Source organism: Mangrovicoccus ximenensis (genome assembly GCF_003056725.1).
Classification (GTDB): Bacteria; Pseudomonadota; Alphaproteobacteria; order Rhodobacterales; family Rhodobacteraceae; genus Mangrovicoccus; species Mangrovicoccus ximenensis.
Genome location: NZ_QBKZ01000016.1, coordinates 156,742 through 177,633 on the forward strand (window position 1 = coordinate 156,742; position 20,892 = coordinate 177,633).

Consider the following 20,892-nt stretch of genomic DNA (forward strand, 5'->3'; position numbering starts at 1 on the left):
GCCTTCCGAGCCGCAGGCGATGGTCGACCGCCGGATGCTGGAGGCGCTGGTCTGCCCCTGCACCCAAGGCACGCTGTCCTATGATGCCGAGCGCCAGGAGCTGGTGTCGCGGGGCGCGGGGCTGGCCTTTCCGATCCGCAACGGCATACCGATCATGCTGATCGACGAGGCCCGGCCGCTGGATTGAATGAGGTCCGGCAGAACCGGACATCGCGCCATGGCGCTTGCGGCGCAGGCTGCGCATCCCCGAACATTGATTGCCGGGCTTCGCTTCATGCGGGGCCTGGTGCATTCGGCCAGTCACGTGCCAGAGGCGCCCGTTCCAGCTTGGGCCCGCCCCAGATTGCACGGCAGTGATGCAAATCCCGGGGGTCATCACTCAGGCAACGCCGTAACTGTCCGTCGATATTCGGACTGACATATGGCTGCGGCGACATGTGCCGCTCTGGAACGCATTCTCCAATCGCCATGGCAGGGCTTTGCCCGTGGTTTTCCGGTTGGCCGGACCTGGCGGAACCGGCCCGAACCTGTTGGGTTGGCTGGCTCCTGCTCCGACCGGCGCCGCAATAGGTGCCGTGACTGCCATGGGAGGAGCCACCCAATGCAGGTTGCAACAGTTGGCGCAGCTCGGGCCAAGAGCGTTTCCCAGGTCCATGGGATCACTGCGCCCGGAAAGGTCGCTTCCAATCGGACGATCAGGCGCGCGCAGCGTCCGGCCTTCTTCGAGGACCTGCCAGCGTGTCTTGCCGGGATGGAGGCGTGTGGGTCCAGCCCTTGCCGGGCGCGGCAACGTCCTGCCCTTGGCCACGATTGTCGTTTGATCCCGGCCAGTTGCGTGAAGCCGCATGTCAAACAGGGCGTCCGATGCGGCTGATGCCGAAGCCATCTGCGAAGCCGTGGCACGTCCCGGTTCAAAGGCGCGGAACGCGGTTCGCCGCGATCAAGTCGGAAGGGCAGCAGGGCGTGCCGTTCCTGCACCGTGCCCGTGACCTGATCGTTCGCCAGCGCACCCGGCTCGGCAACATGGCGCTGTTGCGCAAATCAACTGACGCGACTGGAACAGCGCGGGCGGCGCGCCGGACCGGCCCCAGGCACCGCGCAGCAGCCGCCCGGCACGGCCGGACGATCCGAGGACCAGGACGGGCGCTTGCGTCACTTGCTGTCTCTCTGGTTGGACTTGTGGATCGCCAGCCCCTCTTCGACGTCGTCGAAGAGCGTCAGCTGGCCGTCATGCAGCACCGCCGCCATGTCGCACATGCTCTTGACCTGGGACAGGTTGTGCGTGGCCATGATCGCGCTGGAATCCCGCAGCCGGGTATGGAAGGCCTCGGCGCATTTCTCGCGGAACCGCTTGTCGCCGACCGAAGTGACCTCGTCGACGAGATAGCAGTCGAACGGCACGCCCATCGAGACCCCGAAGGCCAGCCGCGAGCGCATGCCCGAGGAATAGGTGCGGAACGGCATGTGCAGGTAATCCCCGAGCTCGCTGAACTCGCTGACGAAATCCACCATGCCGTCGGTATCCACGCCATGCACGCGGGCGACGAAACGGGCATTCTGCGCGCCGGTCAGGTCCGCGTGGAAGGCGCCGCTGAAGCCGATCAGCCAGGAGATCGCGCCGTTGCGGATGATCTCCCCGGAGTCGTAGTCCTGCGCCCCGGAGATCATCCGCATCATCGTCGACTTGCCGGTGCCGTTATGGCCGAGGAGCGCCACCTTGCGCCCGGCGGGAAACAGCACCGAGCTGTTGCGGATGATGTATTTCCGCGCGCCATGCCCGGTCGGATAGCTCTTGGACAGCGACACGAAGCGCACCGAACCGCGCCCGGACGGCGAGCGCGTCCCGGGCTTGCGCGCGGCGGGCTTCGCCGGTGTCCGGCCGGAGAGAAGGCGGGCGAACATCCTTCGGCCCTTCTCAGCGCCGGTCGCGGATCGACATGAGCACCAGCATGGAGATGCCCCAGACCACGGTGAAGAAGGCCAGGCAGGTCAGCCCCAGCGTGATGCGCTGCGGATAGACCGAGCTGGCCGCCATGGTCGGCTCGATATGCACGGCCAAGTAGCGGCTCTTGCGGCGGGCTTCGGCCACGGCCGCGTCATAGGCGCCGAGCGCCGCGGTATAGGCCTGCTCGGCGAATTGCCGGTCGACCAGCAGCTCCTCGTAGGTGCCGACCGCCGGGGCCTGGTCGCTGCCGACATTGGCGCGCTCTTCCGCGATCCGCTGGCGGATCGCCGCGATCATCCGGTCGGCGCGCTCGAGCCGCGGGTCATCCTCGCGGGTGGTCGTGCCGACAAGCGCGTCGCGCGCGATCATCTCTTCGGCGAGGCGGGATTCCAGCGCGGAGATCACGCCTTCCTGGCCGGCAACGACCGCCGAAGGATCGACGAACTGGCTGCTGCCGCGGAACTCGGCCACGGCGACCCGCGCTTCGCGCAGCCGCTCTTCGGCAATGCCGAGATCCTGCTGCGCCTCGTCGATGGAGTCGCCCTCGGAGATCCGGCTGAGCTCGTTGATCAGGTCGGCACTGGCATCGAGGATCACCTGCGACAGGGCCTGCGCATCCTCCGGCGAGAAGGCCTGCACCTCGAGCGTGATCAGCCCGGAATCCCCCTCGTGGATCAGGCTCACCATCCGGCCCCAGTAGTCGATCATGTCCTCGAGCATCGCGTCCGGATCGAGCGCGAAGATCGGGTCGACATCGTGGGGCGGGCTGAACATGGCCCGCAGGTCGAGTTCCCGGTCGGCGATCTCGACCATGCGCTGCGACTGGATGAACTGGTAGAGCACGTCCGCATCCGGCGTGGTCCCCGTCCCGCCGCCGAGCGCCGAGAGCCCGAAGGCGGTCTCGATCGACGAGGAGGTGTCCTCGCGGTGGACGAAGAAGGCCGAGTTCGAGGCGTAGCGGTCCTGCGCATGCTCGAAGAGGTAGTAGAACGCGGCCGCGGTAGGCAGCACCACCATGAACAGGAAGGTGTAGAACAGGTAGCGGTGGCGATGGCGCAGCCGCGCCCGCGGCACCGGATCGAGGCTGACGCGGCTCAGCGGCGGCTTGCGGCCTCCGCCCCCGCCGCCCTTGACATCGCCCGGCCGATCGCGGCTTCCTCCATGTGAGGTTTTCCAACGCGGATCACCGGACCGCCCGGCACCCCGGCCGGTCACCGACGCATCGAAAAACCTTAAACAAGGAAGACCGATCAACCCTTTGACTTTCCGAGGCCAGCCCGCGCGAACACGCCAATTTCCGGTTTCCATCTGTCGAAGTTCGGGGGGATGCGCTTGCCATTTGGTGGTCTTGTAGGTCGGCTTCGACGGTCTGCTCATCGCCGCCCGCTATCATGTTGGATTCGCGCAGAGAATCCGCAGCCGCATTTACGCAACACGGTCGCAGCACGGCTTTCGGACGTGGTCTTCGTGGCGCGCTGGGTCGAGAACCTTACTATCAGACATCCAATGAAGCATGAGCCGGGTTTCACTGCGGTGGTTCATCTCCGTCCAGCGCGTCGGCGATGCGAAGCGCCAGGCGGCGGGCGACGGAGTCCTTGCCCATGCGCGGCCAGTCCTCGGCGCCTGCGGCGGTGATCAGCGTCACCGCGTTTTCGGTGCCGCCCATGATGCCGGTGGAAGGCGAGACGTCGTTGGCGAGGATCCAGTCGCACCCCTTGCGCAGCCGCTTGGCCGTGGCATGGGACACCACGTCGTCGGTCTCCGCAGCGAAACCGACCACCAGCCGGGGACGGTCCTCGGCCAGCTGCGAAACCGTTTTCAGGATGTCCGGGTTCTCGGCGAAGCTCAGCGCCGGGGCGCGGCCGGAGCCATCCTTCTTCATCTTCGAGCTGCTGGCATTCTCGACCCGCCAATCGGCCACCGCGGCGGCGAAGACCGCGGCATCGGCGGGAAGCGCGGCCAGGGCGGCATCGCGCATTTCGCGCGCGGTTTCGACGCGGATCGTTTCGACCATGTGCGGGGGCGGGACTTCGCCCGGCCCGGTCACGAAGCGCACATGGGCGCCGAGTCCCGCCAGCGCCGCGGCAATCGCGACACCCTGCGCGCCGGAAGACCGGTTGGCGATGTAGCGCACCGGGTCGATCGGCTCATGGGTCGGCCCCGACGTGACCAGCACGGTCTTGCCCGCAAGCGGCTTCGGTCCGAGCGCGTCGGAGATCGCGGCGAGGATCGCGCCGGGCTCCGCCATCCGGCCGGGGCCGAATTCGCCGCAGGCCATCTCGCCCGCGTCCGGTCCTGCCACGCGGATGCCGTCAGCCTCCAGCGCCGCGAGGTTGCGCTGCGTTGCGGGGTGCTCCCACATCCGGACATTCATGGCGGGCGCGATCAGCACGGGCGTATCGGTGGCCAGGAGCAGGGTCGTGGCCAGATCGTTGGCCATGCCATGGGCCATCCGCGCCATCAGGTTCGCCGTGGCCGGAGCCACGACCACCAGATCGGCCACCCGGCTGAGCTGGATGTGGCCCATCTCGGCTTCGGAGGTGAGGTCGAAAAGCTCGGAATGGACGGCTTCGCCGGCCAGCGCGGAAACCGAAAGCGGCGTCACGAATTCCGCTGCGGCGCCGGTCATCACGGGCGTCACGGCGGCGCCCGCCTTGCGGCACAGCCGGATCAGCTCCAGCACCTTGTAGGCGGCGATGCCGCCGCCGATGATCAGGAGAATGCGCTTGCCTGCCAGCATCTTGAGAATGTCCCCCGGGAGTTGGTTCCCGGGGGCATCTAAGGGCAGGACGGAGCCGGATACAATGGCCGCCTCTGCCGCGGATACTCGTCAGGAGTGACTCCGCAGAGCCTCTCCACACTCGTTACAGGTAGTATGGTAGGGTAAGGTGTCTCTAAGTCACCACTTCAGATTGCATATCGGAATTGCATATTTTGCATACCTACTGGAAGGCGGCGCAGGGGTCGTCCCGTGGCGCCGGGTCCGTGGCGATCTGCTGGTCGAAGCGGTCCGAGGGCTCCTCCGCGCCCTTTTCGGATAGCGCGATGGCCGCCACTCGGAGCTCCGGCGCTGCGCTCGCCAGTGCGGCGGGGATGCCCCAGTCCCTGCGCACATGGCCCCGTCCGGCAATCACCACGACCGGCGGCCCGTAGCGGTCCAGCGCCTCGAGGGCGGTCCGGGCGAAGGCCGACGCGGAGCGGTCCGCCCGGCCCGGCCTCGACGCCCAGCAGGGCGCCGGGGAGGTTGTCCGCCAGCGCCGCGAGCTGCGCGACCGCCCGGTCCCGGTCATCTTCGGCATGGCGCTGCGCGGTGACATCCCGGAAGATTCCGGCAATGCGGACCACCTCGCCGCGTTCCCAGACCGGCTCTCCATAGCTGCAAACCCGGCGCAGCCGGCCATCTGCCGCCCGCAGCCGCGTCTCGATCTCGAAGGGCTCGCCATCGCGGACCGCCCGGTCGAGGAGCCGCTGAAGCTCGGCGCGCTCTGCCGGATCGGCGTGAAATTCCAGCGCCCCGGCCAGATCCGGGGCGGCCCCCTGCGGCAGGCCATGCAGCGAAAAGACCCGGTCCGACCAGCGCAGCACGCCATCGGCGGGGGCGTAGGTCCAGGCCCCGATCCCGGACAAGGCCTCGATCTGTTCGAGCCAGGCCAGCCGCGCCTCGGCCCCGCGCAGCTTCTCCGACAGCGCGCGTTCATGGCGCAGCCGGTCCGCGGCAGGCAGGAACGCCAACCAGGCGGTGCCGCTTTCGGACGCGAATGTCCCGCACAGGAGGACGTCGACCGGCGGATCGGCGGCAATGGCAAGCGCCGTGGCCCCGACGCTGCCGGCCACCAGGAGCTGCGGCAGGATGAAGGTCCGGAAATAGAGGCGCCCGCCGCCCTGGAAAAGCCCGTCAAGGGCACGCCCGGCCAGCTCGTCCGGGCTGCAGCCGGCCCAGTCCGCGAACCGGACGCTGGCCGAAAGGATCGTGCCCGCCGCATCGGTGGAAACCAGCGCGCAGGGGGCTTGGGGCGGCAGGTCGGCGGCAGCAGTCATCCTCCGGTCCCGGTCACCTCCGGCCGGCCCGACGCTTCTGCGGGCCCGAGAATGTCCGCGAGCAGCGCCACGAGCTCCGCCGGATGGGTGACATGCGGGCAATGCCCCGTGGCCTGCATCCGGTGCAGCGTGCTCTGCGGCAGGTTCTCGTGGACATGGCGCACCGCGGCCTCCGGCGAGATCAGGTCGTCGCGGGTCTGCACCACATGGACCGGCACCGGCACCTCGCCGAGGATCGCGCGGCAGTCGGACATCATCGTGGTGCGCGCGAAGATGCTGGCGATTTCGGGGTCGTTGCGGCTGAGCGTCCGGGAAAAGCCGCGGGTCACCTCGGCCTCGATCGGCTGACCGGTGGCCAGCGGCGCGAAACTGTTGGCCCAGCCGACGAAATTGGCCTCGAGGCAGGACAGCAGCTCTTCGACCGCCTCGCGCTCGAACCCTCCGTCATAGCCCTCCTTGTTGAGATAGCAGGCCGAGGGGCCGATCATGACGAGCTGGCGGAAGAGCTCCGGCTGCCGGATCGAGGCCAGCGCCCCGATCATCGAGCTAACCGAATGGGCCACCAGATGGACCGGACCGAGCGCCAGCGCCTGCAGGAGCGAGACGAGGTCCTCGGCATAGCCATCGAGCCGCGCGTGCCTGTGGCGGTCGTAGAGCGTCCGGTCGGCCTGTCCGCAGCCAGCATGGTCGAACAGCACGACGCGCCAGCGGCCGGCGAAGGCGGGCGCGACATCCTTCCAGATGTGCTGGTCACAGCCGAAGCCATGGGCGAAGACCACGGTTCCGGAACGGTCCGTGCCTCCGGCGATCGTGGCATTCCAGCGCCGCGCGGCGTCTTCCTGCTGCATCAGGCGCGCATTTTCCATCCGTCCAGTGCCCCCGGCGATATCCTAGCCGACATGGCCGGAGAATTTGCGGCCAGAGGATTAAAATTCGGAAAATGCTTCAGCCATGAATCATTTCCCCGGGGTCCGGAGCGGCAGGGGCGCGGAAAACGCCTGCGGCGGCATCCGGCTTCACCTTATCGCAGGACCTCGCGGATATCCGTGACGGACCGGGACGAGGAGGCCGGTCGAGATGTGCGATCCGAACGCGGCATTCCGCCTAGCCGCCCTGCTGTCCGTCCTGGCCTGGTCCGGCCTGTCCGCCCTGGCCGGGCCGGTCATCACCGAACTGCCCGTGGCCGAACCGCCCGCGCGTTCGACTGCCTTGGTGCTGCTGCCGCCGGGCGGCTGGGCGGAGGCGCGGCCCCGACGGGGACGCGGCGCTGCGGGCCTTCCTCGAAGGGGCGGGCATGGACGCCGCGGCCATCCCGGGCGCGGACGCTCCGGCGGTGATGGGGCGGGTCGGGCGGGTGTTCCGCAGCCTCGTCGAAGGCCTGCGCGAGACGCTGATGGCGCGCACCATGCTGAAGAGCGAGTTCCGCATCGAGACCACGATGATCGCTGCCAAGGGCAACAACCCGCTGAAATTCTCGGTCACGCCGGAGACCGCGGTCGAGGGGATGATCCGTCCCTCCCGCGGCTTCCTTGACCCGGAAGAGGCGGCGCGCGAGGCGATCGACGATCTCGCCGCCCACCAGGTCGCGATGGTCACCGGCATGGAGGCGGCGCTGAAGGGCGTTCTGGCCGAACTGTCGCCTGCGCAGCTCGAGGGCAAGATCGCCGCCTCGGGCGGGCTCGGCTCGATGTTCAAGGGAAAGAAGGCGCGGTACTGGGAGGCTTACGAGCAGCTCTATGCCGGGATCGCCGGCCAGGCGGAGAGCGATTTCCACGACCTCTTCGCCCGGGAATTCGCGAAGGCCTACCAGGCGCAGCTGAGGCGGCTGAAAGAAGACAGGAGCGGGGGAAACTAGATGTCCTGGGACAGCAGGGTTCTGTGGAGCGAGGGGCTGTTCCTGCAGCCGCAGCATTTCCAGCAGCAGGACCGCCATACCGCGGCGCTGGTCGCCGGGCTGGCGCAGCGGATCGCGCCCTATGCCTGGGGGGTCTCGTCGGTCGAGATCGACCGCGAGGCGCTGAAGATCGGCCAGGTCGCGGTGAAATCCTGCGCCGGGATAACCCCGGATGGCAGCCTGTTCCGCGTGCCCGATGCCGAGGACCATCCGCCGGCGCTGGATGTGCCCGCGCAGGTCAAGGATTGCATCGTCTACCTGACCGTGCCGTCGCGGCGCCAGGGCGCGATGGAGGTCGACATGTCGGGCGCGGAACTCAGCCCGGCGCGGCTGCGCCCCGGCGAGCAGCAGGTGACCGACACGATGGGCGCCTCGCGCGCGCCGGTGACGCTCGGGATCGGCAAGCTGCGGCTGCAATTCGGGCTGGCGGTCGACGACCTGTCCGACAAGGTCCGCATCCCGGTCGCGCGGATCATCGAGGTCCGCCCGGACAGCGAGGTGCTTCTGGACGGCAGCTTCGTGCCCTCGGTGATGGATTGCCGCGCCTCCTCGGTGCTCTCGGGCTTCCTGACCGAACTCGAGGGGCTGCTGACCCACCGCATGACCGCACTGTCTGGACGGCTGAGCCAGTCGGGCACGGTGAAGGCCACCGCCGAAATCCAGGACTTCCTGCTCCTGCAGGCGATCAACCGCGCGCTGCCGGTGGTCCGGCATTTCACGCAGGTCGAGAACCTGCACCCGGAGAGGCTCTATGCCTTCCTCGTCTCTCTGGCGGGAGAGCTGTCCACCTTCATGGCGCGCGACCGCCATCCGCCGCAATTCCTGGCCTACCAGCATCACGACCTGACCGCCTGCTATGCCGCGGTGATCCGCGAGCTGCGCAGCTATCTGTCGGCGGTGCTCGAGGCCAATGCGGTCTCGATCCCGCTCGATCCGCGCAAATACGGCATCTCGGTCGGGCTGATCGCCGACCGCAAGCTGATCGGCGCGGCGGGCTTCGTTCTGTCGGTCGGGGCCGACATGGCCGAGGAGACGCTGCGGCGGCATTTCGCGGGCCAGGCCAAGATCGGCCCGGTCGAGGAGATCCGCACGCTGGTCAATTCCGCGCTGCCGGGGATCGAGCTGACGGCGCTGCCGGTGGTGCCGCGCCAGATCCCCTACGAGGCGGGGCGGGTCTATTTCCAGCTCGACGCGGCCAGTCCCTACTGGGGCAAGATGACGACCTCGGGGGGCATCGCGGTGCATGTCTCGGGCGAATATCCGGGGCTGAACATGGAACTTTGGGCGATCCGGCAGGGCTAGGCCCGCGCGGAGGAGGGAGGCACAGATGTCAGACGACGACCCGTTCGCGGAGCCCGGCGACGACCTCGACCGACGGTGATCCGCCCCAATCCGGGCGGCCGCCGCCCGTCGCTGGCGCCGCAGCATCCTTCGGCGCGCCCGTCCCCGGAGCCGCGTGCGCACCGCGAAGCTGCCCGGCACCTGCTCGATCCCCGCCTCGCCGGTGACGAAGGCCATGTCGAGCGCGCCCGCCGAGACCTGGGCCATCAGCTCCATGTTCGAGCCGACGTGGAACTCGGCCACCAGCTCGGGCAGCGCCTCGGCCAGCTCGCGGCGCAGCACCGCCCCCCAGGTCAGTGCGGCCGGGCCGACAATGCCGATGGCGAAGCGGCTCCGGTGCTTCTGCGCCAGCCGCGCCAGCATCGCCTCCTGCATGTTCATGAAGCGCTCGGCGAATTCGGCGACCTCGTGGCCCGGCCCGGTCAGGCAGAACCGCGCCGCGTCGCGGTCGATCAGCTTGACGCCGAATTCCTCCTCGAGTCCGCCGATCCGCGCCGAAACGGCCGGCTGGGTCAGGCCGATCCGGTCCGCCACCGCCTGGAAGGAGCGGAGCCGGGTCAGCCAGTAGAACGCCTCGAGCTGCTTGAAGTTCATCGCATGGCCCCCTGCCATAAAGCTTTTCTATCCGGCGCGCCAAAATTTCTGCTTTGACCGCCGGGGCGCCCGCGGGGAGAGTTCCCCGGAGTTTCGAAGTGAAAGGATCGCCCGTGACCGTCGCCGTCTATCTGCCCTCCGAGGAAAAGAGCCAGGACTGGTGCAACATGCTCGGAGAGCTGCTGCCCGGCTGGAAGGTGGAGCCGATGCATGCCGTCTCGGACCCCTCGGCCATCGAATACGGCGTCGTCTGGCGTCCGAAGACCGGCGACCTGGCGCAGTTCCCCAAGCTGAAGGCGATCGTCTCGATCGGAGCGGGCATCGACCACGTGCTGGCTGATGCCGCCCTGCCGCAGGACGTGCCGATCATCCGCACCGTGGGCACCGACCTGACCCAGCGGATGCGCGAATACGTGGCGCTGCACGTGCTGCGGCACCACCGCAACATGCCGGACATCCTGGCCAGCCAGGCGAAGTCCGAGTGGAACCAGATCGTCGTTCCCCCCGCCACCCGCCGCAAGGTCGGCGTCATGGGCCTGGGAAATCTCGGCAAGGTCGCGGCACAGACGCTCGCGGGTCTCGGCTTCGACACCCATGGCTGGGCGCGCAGCCCGCGCGAGGTCGGGGGCGTGACCTGCCATGCCGGGACCGAGGGCTTCGACGCCTTCCTCGAAGGCACCGAGATCCTCGTCAACCTGCTGCCGCTGACCGGCGAGACCCGCGGCATCCTGAACGCGTCGCTGTTCAACAAGCTCGCCCGCGGCGCCTGCGTGATCAATGCCGCGCGCGGCCCGCATCTGGTGGACCAGGACCTGGTCGACGCGCTGGCCTCGGGGCAGGTCGCGCAGGCGACGCTGGATGTCTTCCATGTCGAGCCGCTGCCCTCGGACCACCCGTTCTGGAGCCATCCGCAGATCACCGTGACGCCGCATATCGCCTCGATGATCGACGCGCCGACCGGCGGGCAGATCATCGCGGCCAACCTCAGGCAGTTCGAGGCCGAGGGCAGCGTCCCCGACCTCGCCGATGCGCGCCGGGGCTACTGAGCGTCTCACGCCGCGGCGAGCCCGCGGGGCTTCGGCGCGGCGACCTTGCCGAAGCGGTCGAGGCGGAACCGGGCGGGATTGACGCAGGGCGCGGTCCCGCTGGCCAGATCGGCCGCCAGCCGCCCTGCCCCCGGGCCGATGCCGAAGCCGTGGCCGGAATAGCCGGTCGAGAGCACGAGGCCCGGGATCGGCGTTTCCGAGATCACCGGCACGGCATCCGGCGTGACATCCATCATGCCGGCCCAGCTGTCCGCCGCCTCGATGGTGCCGCAATCCGGGAAGCGCTTCGCCCAGGCCTGCCGCGCCCGTGCCAGCAGACGTTCCGTCGGGGCCGGGTTCCAGATGCGCCATTCCTCCGCTTCCATCGGCGACGGCCCGGAGGGATCCCAAGTCTTCGGCATCCGCGCCTCGTCGAAGAAGGTCCGGCCCAGCTCCAGCCCCAACTCGTGCCTTGTCTCGATCAGGCTCGGCAGGAAGCGGAAGAACATGCGGAAGCTGTCCGGCGTGATCTGCGCGGGCGATCCGCCGCGCCAGGCGAGGTTCAGCCCGCCGTCGAGCCGCGCCCGCACCCCGATGGCGCTGTCGCCGAGCGCCGTGGTCAGCCCGGGCGAGCCGGCGACGGAGACGCCGTCGAGCCGGAACAGCACCGCGCCGGGCGTCACGGCAGGCACCTCGGGCGGAACGATCTCGGCACCGACCATCGCCTCGGCAAGCCGGTGGCGGTCAGTCTCGGCGGTCCTCATCTCGGCGACCTTGGCGCCGCGGCGCAGGATCACCACGCGGTCGGCCACGGCCATCACCTCGCCCAGCTTGTGGCTGATGAACACCACGGCCAGCCCCTTCGCCACCGCCTTGCGGATCGTGGCGAAGAGCGCGTCGACCTCCTGCGGGGTCAGCACCGCGGTCGGCTCGTCGAGGATCAGCACGCGGGCATCGCGGTAGAGCGCCTTGAGGATCTCCACGCGCTGGCGCTCGCCCACCGACAGGTCGGCCACCCGCGCGGACGGATCGACCGCCAGCCCGAAATCCTCCGACAGCTGCCGCAGCCGCGCCCGCGCCGCTCGGCGGCCGGAGCCGAGCGAGAACAGCGGCCTTGTCCCGAGCACCACGTTGTCGAGCACGGTCAGGTTCTCGGCCAGGGTGAAATGCTGGTGCACCATGCCGACGCCCGCGGCCAGCGCCGCGCCGGGCTGGCCGGGCGGCAGTTCCTGCCCGGCGACATGCACCGTCCCCTCGTCGGCCACGTAATGGCCGAAAAGGATGTTCATCAGGGTGGTCTTGCCGGCCCCGTTCTCGCCCAGAAGCGCCAGCACCTCGCCCTCGGCAAGCGAGAAGCCGATGCCGTCATTGGCGAGGACGGGACCGAACCGCTTGGTGATCCCGTCAAGCCGCAGGATCGCAGCGCGGTCCCGCCGGAGGCTCCCGGACATCAGGCGGAGGGTTCGCTGTCGACGATCTCCACCGTGAATTCGCCCGAGAGGATCTGGGCGGTGCGGGTCTGCACCAGCTCCAGCGCCCCGGCGGGCACCTTGCCCTCGAAAGTGCCGAGCGGCGGCAGCGAGCAGCCGCCATGCTCCATGAAGCTGTAGACGCCGTAATCGGCGGCGGTGAATTCGCCCGCAGCCGCCGCCGCGATGGCCGCGTCCAGCGTCGGCTCGAAATGCCACAGCGCCGCGGTGATTTCGGTGTCGGGATAGTCGGGCTGGGTGTTGACCACGTTGCCGACCGACAGCACGCCACGCTCCACCGCCGCATCGGCCACGCCGAAGCGTTCCGCATAGAGCAGGTCGGCGCCGTTCTCGATCATCGCGAAGGCGGTTTCCTTGGCCTTGGGCGGATCGAACCACGAGCCGATGAAGGCGACCTGGAAGGCGATGTCGGGATTGATTTCGCGCGCCCCGGCCATGAAGGCGTTCATCAGCCGGTTGACCTCGGGGATCGGGAAGCCGCCGACCATGCCGATATTGGCCGACTTGGACATCGCGCCGGCCATGATGCCGGTCAGGTAGCTGGCATCCTGGATGTAGTTGTCGAAGACCGCGAAATTCGGCAGCGCCTCGTCCGGCTTGAAGGACGACCCCATCAGGAAGGCGGTCTCGGGATAGTCGGCGGCGACCTCGCGGGCCTCCTGCTCGACCGCGAAGGCCTCGCCGATGATCAGCTTGGCGCCGCCCTCGGCATATTCCCGCAGCACCCGGGTATAGTCGGTGTTCGAGACGTTCTCCGAGAACTGGTAGGTGATGTCGCCGCGCGCCTTGGCGGCCTCGGCGGCGATATGGATGCGGCCGACCCATTTCTGCTCCACCGGAACGGTATAGGCGGCGGCCACCGGCAGCGCGGCGCCCTGCGCACGCAGCAGGCCCGGGGCCATCCCGGCAAGCGCAGCTGCCCCGGCGGTGCGGGACAGAAGCTGGCGGCGGTTGAGGAAAAGGTTCGCCATGGTGAAGCTCCCTGACATTCGGTTTTGGTTAACCCTAGCCGGAAAGTCCTGTTTGGAAAGCAGAAGCTGTGCCGCAGCGCCCGTTTCCGGGCAGCCGCCCAATTCATGTGCACTCAAACAGCGCCGCCATGCGGCGCACCGGCCGGGGTGCCGCAACCGACCCCGAGCGCGCCGCCATGACGGTCGCGGATTTCCCAGCCTGCCGCCGCAGTGTTCCGCCCGTGGACAGGAGCACCGCGCTTGGCGGAGTTGGCCCGTGGCCACTCGCTTCCGCGCCGGGGATGGATCGGACCCGCCGCAGCTGGACCTCCCGCCCGTCGCGTTGTCACGTCGCGGACCGGCAGGGCGCCGCGCGACGCCGGACCGAGCACCAGATCGCCGCCGAGCCGGACCAGCGTTTCCACCCCGGCACGGACTTCGCCGAAGACCAGCGCCGAGCTGGACCCGCCCAGCGGCATGATGCGCGTGCCCGCGAGGGTCAGCGTCGGATGCACCCCGTCGCCGATCTGGTCGCTGACAAGCGCGTTGCCCGGCCGGTCGCCGGAGGGATGGACCTGCTTCAGCGCCTCGTCATAGCCCGTCGAGGGTCCCACGCCGACCAGATCGACGCCGAATTGCAGGCTGTTGCGCTCGCCCAGCATGTAGCCATGCAGCCCGAGGCTGATCACCCCCGCCAGCGGCCGGTCGTCCGGCGCGGGATCCGGCAGGCTCGCCGGGGTCAGAACCTCGGTCGAGAAGCGCAGCTCCACCAGATCCGGCCCGGACTGCCCCGGTTGCGGCTCGGCCAGCAGGCCCACCTGGTAGCTGTGGGTATGCCAGCGGTCATGCCGGTCGCCGAAGAAGTCGTTGGTCAGCAGCCGCGCCATGCCGACCGTTTCCCAGGCCGCCGCAGGCCCGGCCGCCAGCAGCAGCCCGAAGATGAAGAACCGCCGGAGGATGCCCATTGTCTTGCCCCGCTATCCGCGCCGCCATCCTGCGGCTCCGGGCATCCTGCGGCCGCGACTCTTTCAGCGCGGTTAACCATGTCCCGGTCAGGGCAGCCGGTGCCAGCTCTGGGCCGTGCAGAACGGCCCGACGCAGCCCGAGACGTCCAGCACGTCGCCATGCAGCACCATCTTCGAGCGGAAGGTCTTGTCGCGCTGCGGGTCCCAGATCCGGCCCTCGCCATAGCGCCCGCCCCCCTCGGGGCGCATGTCCCAGACGATCGGCTGCCCCACGGCCCCGGATTCGCGGCGGCTGCCATCGGCATTGAACGCCGCCTGCAGCACCCCGCAGAGCGCCGCCCCGCAGGCGTCGATGCGGACATGGCCGAAGGCGCCGTCCCGTCCCGGTTCGGTCCGCCACAGCCCCTCCGCCGGATCGGCAAGGACCGGCCCCGCAGCCAGCAGGGCCGCGCAGATCAGGTATCTCATCGATGTCTCCTCCCGCCCCCAGCACGCCTGCCCGCCCTCCGCCGGTCAAGCGGAACTTCGCGTCGCTTGGCTTCGCGGCCCGGACATGGCATGGGAACGCGGCAATCACGAAAGGGACCGACCATGATCCTCTACCCCGCCATCGACCTGAAGGACGGCAACTGCGTGCGTCTCTTCAAGGGCGACATGGACCAGGCCACCGTGTTCAGCGACGACCCCGCCGCACAGGCCAGGGCCTTCGTCGAGGCGGGCTGCGAATGGCTGCACCTGGTGGACCTGAACGGCGCCTTCGCGGGCGAGCCGGTCAATGCCGCGCCGGTCGAGGCGATCCTCGGGGCCTGCAAGGTCCCCGCCCAGCTCGGCGGCGGCATCCGCGACATGAAGACGATCGAGACCTGGCTGGACAAGGGCCTGGCGCGGGTCATCCTCGGCACCGTCGCGGTCGAGAACCCGGCGCTGGTGCGCGAGGCCGCCAAGGCGTTCCCGGGCCAGGTGGCGGTCGGGCTCGACGCCCGCAACGGCAAGGTCGCGACCCGCGGCTGGGCCGAGGAAACCGAGCTCCAGGTCACTGATCTGGCAAAGGATTTCGAGGACGCGGGGATCGCCGCGATCATCTATACCGACATCAACCGCGATGGCGCGATGCAGGGCCCGAACATCGAAGCGACCGCCGCGCTGGCCCGCGCCGTGTCGATCCCGGTGATCGCGTCCGGCGGCGTCTCCTCGCTGGACGACCTGATCGCGCTGCGCGATTGCGGCGTGACGCTCGACGGCGCGATCTCCGGCCGGGCGCTCTATGACGGCGCGCTGGATCTCGCCCAGGCGCTGGCCGCGCTGAAGGGCTGAAAGCCGTCCCCGGCTTAACCCGGCAGAAACCATGGCGCCTCCAGAACATGCGCGTTCGAGGAGGTGCCGGATGGCGATTGACGTGAGCATGGCCGCGGCGCGGCGCGGACGGAGCGGAACCGGGACAGGTCCGGGCGGGCGGCTGGCGCGGGACACCCGCATCCAGACCCCGGCGGGCATGCGCCGGATGCGCGACCTCGGCGTCGGCGAAATGGTCGACACCCAGGACCGCGGCCCGCAGGAAATCCTTCGTCGCGGACCTCTTCGACGCCGTCCCGGAGCTGGAAAACAGCCTGTGACCCGGAAGGGCGGGCAGCAGCGCCCGCCCGAACCCTGCCCGCTCAGTCCGCCGAAACTGCCGCATGGATCATCTCCGGCACGGCCGCCGCCCGTCTTTCCTTCATGTCTACCGCCAGAAGGCAGGTTTCTGAAACCGCGACCGGCCGTCCGGAAGCGGTCCGCAGAAGATGGGCGCTGATCCAGGACTTTCCGCCGACCTGCACGATCCGCGATTCCATCCGGAGGAGCTCTCCGGCGCCGCAGGGCGACAGCGGCCGGTGGCGGAGTTCGACCAGCATGCGGCCGATGCCGGTCTTGCGGACGGTGTCGCGCCGGAATCCCACATCTTCCATGTGCTGGTGGGACCCGGTTGCCAACCTGGCGATCTGTGCCTCGAAGCAAAGCGTTCCGTCTTCGCCGAGCTCGTCGCGGCGGACTGGGCCGAGTTCCGCCAGGCTGTCTCCGCTCTGCGCGGCCTGCCACGGCGCAACCTCGGGCACGGCAAGCCCGCGCGGCAGGACCAGCCCTTCCAGCTCCCGCGGCAGGTCGGGCAGGTCCGGCATGTGCGGTCCCGCCTGTTCGAGGGCCGTGGCCGCCACCCTTCCTTCCGAGATCATGACATGGGCAATCGCCCCGCCATCGGCCAGGCAGGACCGGATCGACAGCGCATCGCCCTGGGTCAGCTCCCGGTGGAAGCGCAGATGGCGCCGCCGCGGGGGCGGCATGCCCGGCAGGGCCCTGCCCTTCCGCGCCTCCAGGACCGACCGCGCGGCATCGAAGCTGCGGCAGTAGAACCGCGTGTTCCAATGGCCGTTGAAATCGCATTCCCAGCTTTCGACCCGGGCATGCAGGGTCGGGCGTCCCGCTGTCATCGCCTCTGCTCCCGCCTGTCCGCGCGGCAGTGCTGCCGCAGCCTCATTCCGCAGCCAGCGCCGCGGCGCTTTCCGGCGGCAGGCCGACACTCTTCAGCTCGAAGAAGGGGTCGAACCCTTCGGCTCCCGCTTCGCGGCCGAGGCCCGAAGCCTTCACCCCGCCGATCGGCGCCCGGAAGCCCACGCCGCTGCCGTTGATCTCCACCACCCCGGTCTTGATCCGCGCGGCGATCTCCAGCCCGCGTCCGGGATCGGCTGTGAAAACCGAACCGTTGAGACCGTAGGGCGAATTGTTGGCGATCGCGACCGCCTCCTCCTCATTCGCATAGCCGATGACCGACAGGACCGGACCGAAGATCTCCTCCTGCGCGATGGTCGCGTCCGGAGCGACCCCGTCGAACAGGGTCGGGCGCACGAACCAACCGCGCTCCAGCCCCTCGGGCCGTCCGCGGCCGCCGCAAACCGCGCGGGCGCCCTCGTCCAGGCCCTTGCCGATATAGCCCGCGACCCGCTCCATCTGAGCGCGCGTCGCCATCGGCCCGATCTCGGTCGCCGGATCGTTCGGATCGCCCACTGGCATGGTGCCGATCATCGCCGCCAACGCGTCGACCGTCTCGTCCCTGCGGCGGGCGGAGACGAGAATCCGCGTCTTCAGGCTGCAGACCTGGCCGGAATTGCGCAGCGATCCGACGCGCAGCGAGGCCACGACAGAGGGGAGATCGGCATCGTCGAGGATCAGCGCGGCCGACTTGCCGCCGAGCTCCAGCGTGATCGGCCGGAGCCTCTCGCCGCAGCGCGCCGCCAGGTGCCGCCCGGCGCCGGTCGAGCCGGTGAAGGACACCTTGTCGATGCCCGGATGCAGCGCCAGATACTCGCTGGTCTCGCGCCCGGCAGGCAGGATGCTGACGACTCCCTCGGGCAAGCCCGCCTCGGCGATCATCTCCCCCAGCAGATTGCCCGAAAGCGCGGTCTCCGGCGAGGTCTTGATGATCATAGTGCAGCCGGCGAGCAGCGCCGGGCCCATCTTCATGGTCAGCGACATCAGCGGCGCGTTCCACGGCACGATCGCCGCCACCACCCCCTTGGGCTGGCGCAGCACCAGAGCCTGCGCCTCGGCGGAGCTGCGCAGCTCGCGCAGCGGCAGGTCCCGGGCGATCTCCATGAAGGCGTCGAGCATGCGGATCGGCAGCAGCGCCTGCTGCGTGCGGGACGCGGTGATCGGGCTGCCCATCTCCGCGGTGATGACCTGGGCGGCCTCCTCCAGCCGCCGTTCCATCACCGCGCGGAGCCGCGCCACCGACCGGCTGGACGGCGGGCGGGTCGTCGCCATCGGCGAGGGCCAGCTGCGCTACCAGAAGAAGGGGCGCAACGAAGTCCTGGCGATGCCGAGCGGCTGATCCGCCCCGCCGCCGCGCCCGCGGCTTCCGCCCGGGCGCCCGACATGCCATCATGCCGCGGCAGCATGTTTCGGACCCCGTCCGGGGCCGCCGCAGCCTATACTCGCAGAAGACAGCCGGAGCCCGCAGGACATCATGGAGAGCTTTCTCTTTCAGGCCACCCTCTACCTGACAGCCGCCGTGGTCGCGGTGCCCCTCGCCGCGCGCCTGGGACTGGGGTCGGTGCTGGGCTACCTGGCCGCCGGGCTCTGCATCGGGCCGCTCCTGGGGCTGGTCGGCAACGAGGTCGGCGAGCTGCAGCATTTCGCCGAATTCGGCGTTGTGATGATGCTGTTCCTGATCGGGCTCGAGCTGGAGCCGCGGGCGCTGTGGGACATGCGCCACCGGCTCCTCGGGCTCGGCGGGCTGCAGGTGGCGGGCTCGGCGGCGTTGATCATGGGGGCGTCGATGGCGCTGGGGCTCGACTGGCGCCCGGCGCTGGCGATAGGCTTGGCGTTTTCGCTCTCCTCCACCGCGATCGTGCTGCAGACCCTGTCCGAAAAAGGGCTGATGCAGACCGCCGGGGGCCGCTCGAGCTTCTCGGTGCTGCTGACCCAGGACATCGCGGTGATCCCGATGCTGGCCTTCCTGCCGCTCTTGGCCCTGCCAGTGCTCGGCGCCGCCGACGGCAGCTTCACCATGGTCGGCGCAGGCAGCGGCACCGGCGCGCTGGAGGAACTGGCGACGAACGACCATGCCGAGGCGCTGGTGGAGATGATCGACCGGCTGCCCGCCTGGGGGGTCACGCTCCTGACGCTGGGCATCGTCGGCGGCATCGTGCTGGCCGGGCTCTATCTGGTCGCGCCGATCTTTGAATACATCCACAACGCCCGGCTGCGCGAACTGAACACCGCGCTGGCGCTGCTGATCGTGATGGGCATCGCCTTCCTGATGAGCATGGTCGGGCTGTCGCCCGCGCTCGGCACCTTCCTCGCGGGCGTGGTGCTGGCGAGCTCGGAGTTCCGCCATGAGCTCGAAAGCGACATCGCGCCCTTCAAGGGGCTGCTGCTCGGCCTCTTCTTCATCACCGTCGGCGCGGGCATCGACATCAACCTGCTGATGGCCGAGCCGGTGCGGATCGTGGCGCTGACCTTCGCGGTGATGGCGATCAAGGGGCTGGTGCTCTTCGCGCTGGCGATGCTCTTCAAGCTGCGCCGCCGCGACCGCTGGCTGTTCACGCTGGGACTGGCGCAGGCCGGGGAGTTCGGCTTCGTGCTGATCGCCTTCGCGCTGCAGCAGGACGTGGTGCCCGGCGATCTCGGCCCGACGCTCTACCTGATCATCGCGCTGTCGATGCTGCTGACGCCGCTGTTCTTCATCCTCTACGAATATGTCTCGAGCCGGGTCGGCGAGGACAAGAGCGAGGCGCCGAAAGCCGACGAGATCACCGAGCAGGGCCCGATCATCATCGCGGGCATCGGCCGCTTCGGCCAGGTGGTGAACCGGATGATCCAGATGTCGGGCTTCCGCGCCGTCGTTCTGGACCATGACCTGGCGACGATCCGGCTGATGCGCCGCTTCGGCTTCAAGAGCTTCCTCGGCGACCCGACCCGGCCCGAACTTCTGCATGCCGCCGGGCTCGGCAAGGCCAAGGTGCTGGTCGTGGCGATGGACGACAAGGATGCCTCGACCCGGATCGTCGCCTATGCCCGCAAGGAGCGGCCCGACCTGCATATCGTCGCCCGCGCCTATGACCGGGTGCATGTCTACGAACTCTACCAGGCCGGGGCCGACGACATCGTGCGCGAGATGTTCGACTCCTCGCTGCGCGCCGCGCGCTACGTGCTGGAGAACATGGGGCTCAGCGAATACGAGGCGTCCGAGGCCGAGCGCGCCTTCTACAAGCATGACCGCCGCGCCATGCTGGAGCTTGCCGAGGTCTGGAAGCCGGGCGTGCCGGTGGCGCAGAACGAAAGCTACGTGCAGCGCGCCAAGGAGCTGAACAAGGAGATGGAGACCGCCATGGTCACCACGCTCGGCGAGGAGATCGAGACCGCCGAGATGCGCCGCGCCGACGGCGGCTGAGCGGCCGGCGTCCCCTCACCCCGGCCCTCTCCCCGGCGGGGAGAGGACGAAGCTGCCCGAGGGCGCCACCGGCAAGCCCGTCGGCAACCCGGTGCGCCAGGTCGTCCATGACCGCGCGGGCGCGCCCTATATCCCGCCCGGCGACTACCCGATGAGCCTGACCGTGTTCGGCGGCAGCCAGGGCGCGCGCATCCTCTCGGACGTGGTTCCCGAGGCGATCTGCGGCCTGCCCGAAGAGCTGCGCGCGCGGCTGCGGGTCTCGCAGCAGGCGCGGCCCGAGGATCTCGACCGGGTGCGCTTCGCCTATGAAAGCGCGGGCGTGCAGGCCGATGTGCGCGATTTCTTCAACGACATCCCGGCGCGGCTGGCCGAATGCCAGCTGGCGATCGCCCGGGCGGGCGCCTCCTCGATCGCCGACATCACGGTGATCGGGCGGCCGGCCATCCTGATCCCCTTTGCCGCCGCCGCCGCCGATCACCAGACCGCCAATGCCCGCGCGCTGGTCGAGGACGGCGGGGCGATCATGATCCCGGAAACAAAGTTCGATGCCGCTGCGTTAAGGGCGCAGGTCGTCACCATCCTGCAACAGCCGGACGTGGCCGTGAAGATGGCCGCTTCCGCTCTGGCCGCCGGTCGGCCAGATGCAGCCACCCGCCTTGCGGCCCTGGTCGAATCCGTCGCCAAGAACAAGTAACGAAGAAGAGGAAGAGCAGATGAAACACTG

Annotated in this window: 18 protein-coding genes and 2 pseudogenes; 8 read left to right on the forward strand and 12 right to left on the reverse strand. The window is 69.2% G+C overall.

All coding sequences use genetic code 11. The annotated features are described in order from the left end of the window. The first annotated feature begins 19 nt into the window (after window positions 1-19). Complete coding sequence (locus C7T91_RS21020; protein WP_108261664.1) at window positions 20-187, forward strand: Trm112 family protein; 168 nt, start codon at window positions 20-22, stop codon at window positions 185-187. Window positions 188-1,152: 965 nt separating this feature from the next. On the opposite strand, the gene C7T91_RS21025 is transcribed toward C7T91_RS21020, so the two are convergent. The 5 genes from C7T91_RS21025 to C7T91_RS21045 form a co-directional block, all read right to left on the reverse strand. After that, window positions 1,153-1,902 (reverse strand): ABC transporter ATP-binding protein, encoded by a 750-nt coding sequence (locus C7T91_RS21025; protein ID WP_108260964.1) that lies wholly within the window; start codon window positions 1,900-1,902, stop codon window positions 1,153-1,155. 13 nt (window positions 1,903-1,915) lie between these two features. Then, complete coding sequence (locus C7T91_RS21030; protein ID WP_108260965.1) at window positions 1,916-3,019, reverse strand: hypothetical protein; 1,104 nt, start codon at window positions 3,017-3,019, stop codon at window positions 1,916-1,918. 451 nt (window positions 3,020-3,470) lie between these two features. Then, the gene (gene coaBC, locus C7T91_RS21035) at window positions 3,471-4,685 is read right to left on the reverse strand and encodes a bifunctional phosphopantothenoylcysteine decarboxylase/phosphopantothenate--cysteine ligase CoaBC (RefSeq protein WP_108260966.1); all 1,215 of its coding nucleotides are present in this window, start codon (window positions 4,683-4,685) and stop codon (window positions 3,471-3,473) included. 167 nt (window positions 4,686-4,852) lie between these two features. Then, the gene (locus tag C7T91_RS21040; protein WP_108260967.1) at window positions 4,853-5,983 is read right to left on the reverse strand and encodes a PAS domain-containing protein; all 1,131 of its coding nucleotides are present in this window, start codon (window positions 5,981-5,983) and stop codon (window positions 4,853-4,855) included. Further along, the gene (locus tag C7T91_RS21045) at window positions 5,980-6,831 is read right to left on the reverse strand and encodes an alpha/beta fold hydrolase (protein WP_108261666.1); all 852 of its coding nucleotides are present in this window, start codon (window positions 6,829-6,831) and stop codon (window positions 5,980-5,982) included. The genes C7T91_RS21040 and C7T91_RS21045 overlap by 4 nt, the downstream gene beginning before the upstream one ends. A 419-nt stretch (window positions 6,832-7,250) precedes the next feature. On the opposite strand from C7T91_RS21045, the gene tagH reads away from it, so the two are divergent. Both tagH and tssK read left to right on the forward strand, forming a co-directional pair. Beyond that, entirely contained in the window at window positions 7,251-7,838 is a 588-nt protein-coding gene (gene tagH, locus C7T91_RS21050) for a type VI secretion system-associated FHA domain protein TagH (RefSeq protein ID WP_269102424.1), read from the forward strand. Then, entirely contained in the window at window positions 7,839-9,179 is a 1,341-nt protein-coding gene (gene tssK, locus C7T91_RS21055) for a type VI secretion system baseplate subunit TssK (RefSeq protein ID WP_108260969.1), read from the forward strand. Between the two features lie 510 nt (window positions 9,180-9,689). Here the strand turns inward: tssK and C7T91_RS39780 are convergent. Continuing rightward, window positions 9,690-9,830: pseudogene (locus C7T91_RS39780) on the reverse strand (LysR family transcriptional regulator); the annotation flags it as partial. 80 nt (window positions 9,831-9,910) lie between these two features. Between C7T91_RS39780 and C7T91_RS21065 the strand changes: the two are divergent. After that, window positions 9,911-10,858 carry a 2-hydroxyacid dehydrogenase gene (locus C7T91_RS21065; protein WP_236638390.1) on the forward strand — a complete coding sequence of 316 codons (948 nt, stop codon included), beginning with the start codon at window positions 9,911-9,913 and terminating at the stop codon, window positions 10,856-10,858. 5 nt (window positions 10,859-10,863) lie between these two features. Here C7T91_RS21065 and C7T91_RS21070 read toward each other — a convergent pair whose 3' ends face one another. The 4 genes from C7T91_RS21070 to C7T91_RS21085 form a co-directional block, all read right to left on the reverse strand. Beyond that, window positions 10,864-12,288 (reverse strand): FAD-dependent oxidoreductase, encoded by a 1,425-nt coding sequence (locus C7T91_RS21070; RefSeq protein ID WP_108260971.1) that lies wholly within the window; start codon window positions 12,286-12,288, stop codon window positions 10,864-10,866. Further along, complete coding sequence (locus C7T91_RS21075; protein WP_236638391.1) at window positions 12,288-13,298, reverse strand: BMP family protein; 1,011 nt, start codon at window positions 13,296-13,298, stop codon at window positions 12,288-12,290. The genes C7T91_RS21070 and C7T91_RS21075 overlap by 1 nt, the downstream gene beginning before the upstream one ends. Window positions 13,299-13,411: 113 nt before the next feature. Then, the gene (locus C7T91_RS21080) at window positions 13,412-14,242 is read right to left on the reverse strand and encodes a lipid A-modifier LpxR family protein (RefSeq protein WP_108260973.1); all 831 of its coding nucleotides are present in this window, start codon (window positions 14,240-14,242) and stop codon (window positions 13,412-13,414) included. Window positions 14,243-14,329: 87 nt separating this feature from the next. Next, window positions 14,330-14,710 (reverse strand): DUF2147 domain-containing protein, encoded by a 381-nt coding sequence (locus C7T91_RS21085; RefSeq protein WP_108260974.1) that lies wholly within the window; start codon window positions 14,708-14,710, stop codon window positions 14,330-14,332. A 123-nt stretch (window positions 14,711-14,833) separates the two neighbouring features. On the opposite strand from C7T91_RS21085, the gene hisA reads away from it, so the two are divergent. Beyond that, window positions 14,834-15,556: a 1-(5-phosphoribosyl)-5-[(5-phosphoribosylamino)methylideneamino]imidazole-4-carboxamide isomerase gene (hisA, locus tag C7T91_RS21090; protein ID WP_108260975.1), complete on the forward strand. Its 723-nt coding sequence runs from the start codon at window positions 14,834-14,836 to the stop codon at window positions 15,554-15,556. A 341-nt stretch (window positions 15,557-15,897) separates the two neighbouring features. Here the strand turns inward: hisA and C7T91_RS21095 are convergent, their stop codons facing one another. Further along, on the reverse strand, window positions 15,898-16,707 hold the full coding sequence (locus C7T91_RS21095) for an acyl-ACP thioesterase (RefSeq protein ID WP_145962969.1): 810 nt from the start codon (window positions 16,705-16,707) through the stop codon (window positions 15,898-15,900). A 43-nt stretch (window positions 16,708-16,750) separates the two neighbouring features. Next, on the reverse strand, window positions 16,751-17,983 hold the full coding sequence (locus C7T91_RS21100; RefSeq protein ID WP_236638447.1) for an aldehyde dehydrogenase: 1,233 nt from the start codon (window positions 17,981-17,983) through the stop codon (window positions 16,751-16,753). Between C7T91_RS21100 and C7T91_RS36475 the strand changes: the two genes are divergently transcribed. From C7T91_RS36475 to C7T91_RS21110, 3 genes and pseudogenes are all read left to right on the forward strand, one after another. Continuing rightward, the gene (locus C7T91_RS36475; RefSeq protein ID WP_236638462.1) at window positions 17,868-18,104 is read left to right on the forward strand and encodes a hypothetical protein; all 237 of its coding nucleotides are present in this window, start codon (window positions 17,868-17,870) and stop codon (window positions 18,102-18,104) included. The two genes, C7T91_RS21100 and C7T91_RS36475, sit on opposite strands and share 116 nt — an antisense overlap. A gap of 135 nt (window positions 18,105-18,239) precedes the next feature. Continuing rightward, complete coding sequence (locus C7T91_RS21105) at window positions 18,240-20,168, forward strand: cation:proton antiporter domain-containing protein (RefSeq protein ID WP_108260978.1); 1,929 nt, start codon at window positions 18,240-18,242, stop codon at window positions 20,166-20,168. Window positions 20,169-20,214: 46 nt separating this feature from the next. Next, window positions 20,215-20,862, forward strand: a pseudogene (locus C7T91_RS21110) (glycosyltransferase); the annotation flags it as partial. Between the last annotated feature and the right edge of the window lie 30 nt (window positions 20,863-20,892).

Bases quoted from the DNA above. Each gene is read 5' to 3' on its own strand.
- C7T91_RS21020 (WP_108261664.1), top strand. From the start codon at position 20: ATGGTCGACCGCCGGATGCTGGAGGCGCTGGTCTGCCCCTGCACCCAA.
- C7T91_RS21025 (WP_108260964.1), bottom strand. From the start codon at position 1,902: ATGTTCGCCCGCCTTCTCTCCGGCCGGACACCGGCGAAGCCCGCCGCG.
- coaBC (WP_108260966.1), bottom strand. From the start codon at position 4,685: ATGCTGGCAGGCAAGCGCATTCTCCTGATCATCGGCGGCGGCATCGCC.
- C7T91_RS21040 (WP_108260967.1), bottom strand. From the start codon at position 5,983: ATGACTGCTGCCGCCGACCTGCCGCCCCAAGCCCCCTGCGCGCTGGTT.
- C7T91_RS21045 (WP_108261666.1), bottom strand. From the start codon at position 6,831: ATGCAGCAGGAAGACGCCGCGCGGCGCTGGAATGCCACGATCGCCGGA.
- tssK (WP_108260969.1), top strand. From the start codon at position 7,839: ATGTCCTGGGACAGCAGGGTTCTGTGGAGCGAGGGGCTGTTCCTGCAG.
- C7T91_RS21070 (WP_108260971.1), bottom strand. From the start codon at position 12,288: ATGTCCGGGAGCCTCCGGCGGGACCGCGCTGCGATCCTGCGGCTTGAC.
- C7T91_RS21075 (WP_236638391.1), bottom strand. From the start codon at position 13,298: ATGGCGAACCTTTTCCTCAACCGCCGCCAGCTTCTGTCCCGCACCGCC.
- C7T91_RS21080 (WP_108260973.1), bottom strand. From the start codon at position 14,242: ATGGGCATCCTCCGGCGGTTCTTCATCTTCGGGCTGCTGCTGGCGGCC.
- C7T91_RS21085 (WP_108260974.1), bottom strand. From the start codon at position 14,710: ATGAGATACCTGATCTGCGCGGCCCTGCTGGCTGCGGGGCCGGTCCTT.
- hisA (WP_108260975.1), top strand. From the start codon at position 14,834: ATGATCCTCTACCCCGCCATCGACCTGAAGGACGGCAACTGCGTGCGT.
- C7T91_RS21095 (WP_145962969.1), bottom strand. From the start codon at position 16,707: ATGACAGCGGGACGCCCGACCCTGCATGCCCGGGTCGAAAGCTGGGAA.
- C7T91_RS36475 (WP_236638462.1), top strand. From the start codon at position 17,868: ATGAAGGCGTCGAGCATGCGGATCGGCAGCAGCGCCTGCTGCGTGCGG.
- C7T91_RS21100 (WP_236638447.1), bottom strand. From the start codon at position 17,983: ATGGAACGGCGGCTGGAGGAGGCCGCCCAGGTCATCACCGCGGAGATG.
- C7T91_RS21105 (WP_108260978.1), top strand. From the start codon at position 18,240: ATGGAGAGCTTTCTCTTTCAGGCCACCCTCTACCTGACAGCCGCCGTG.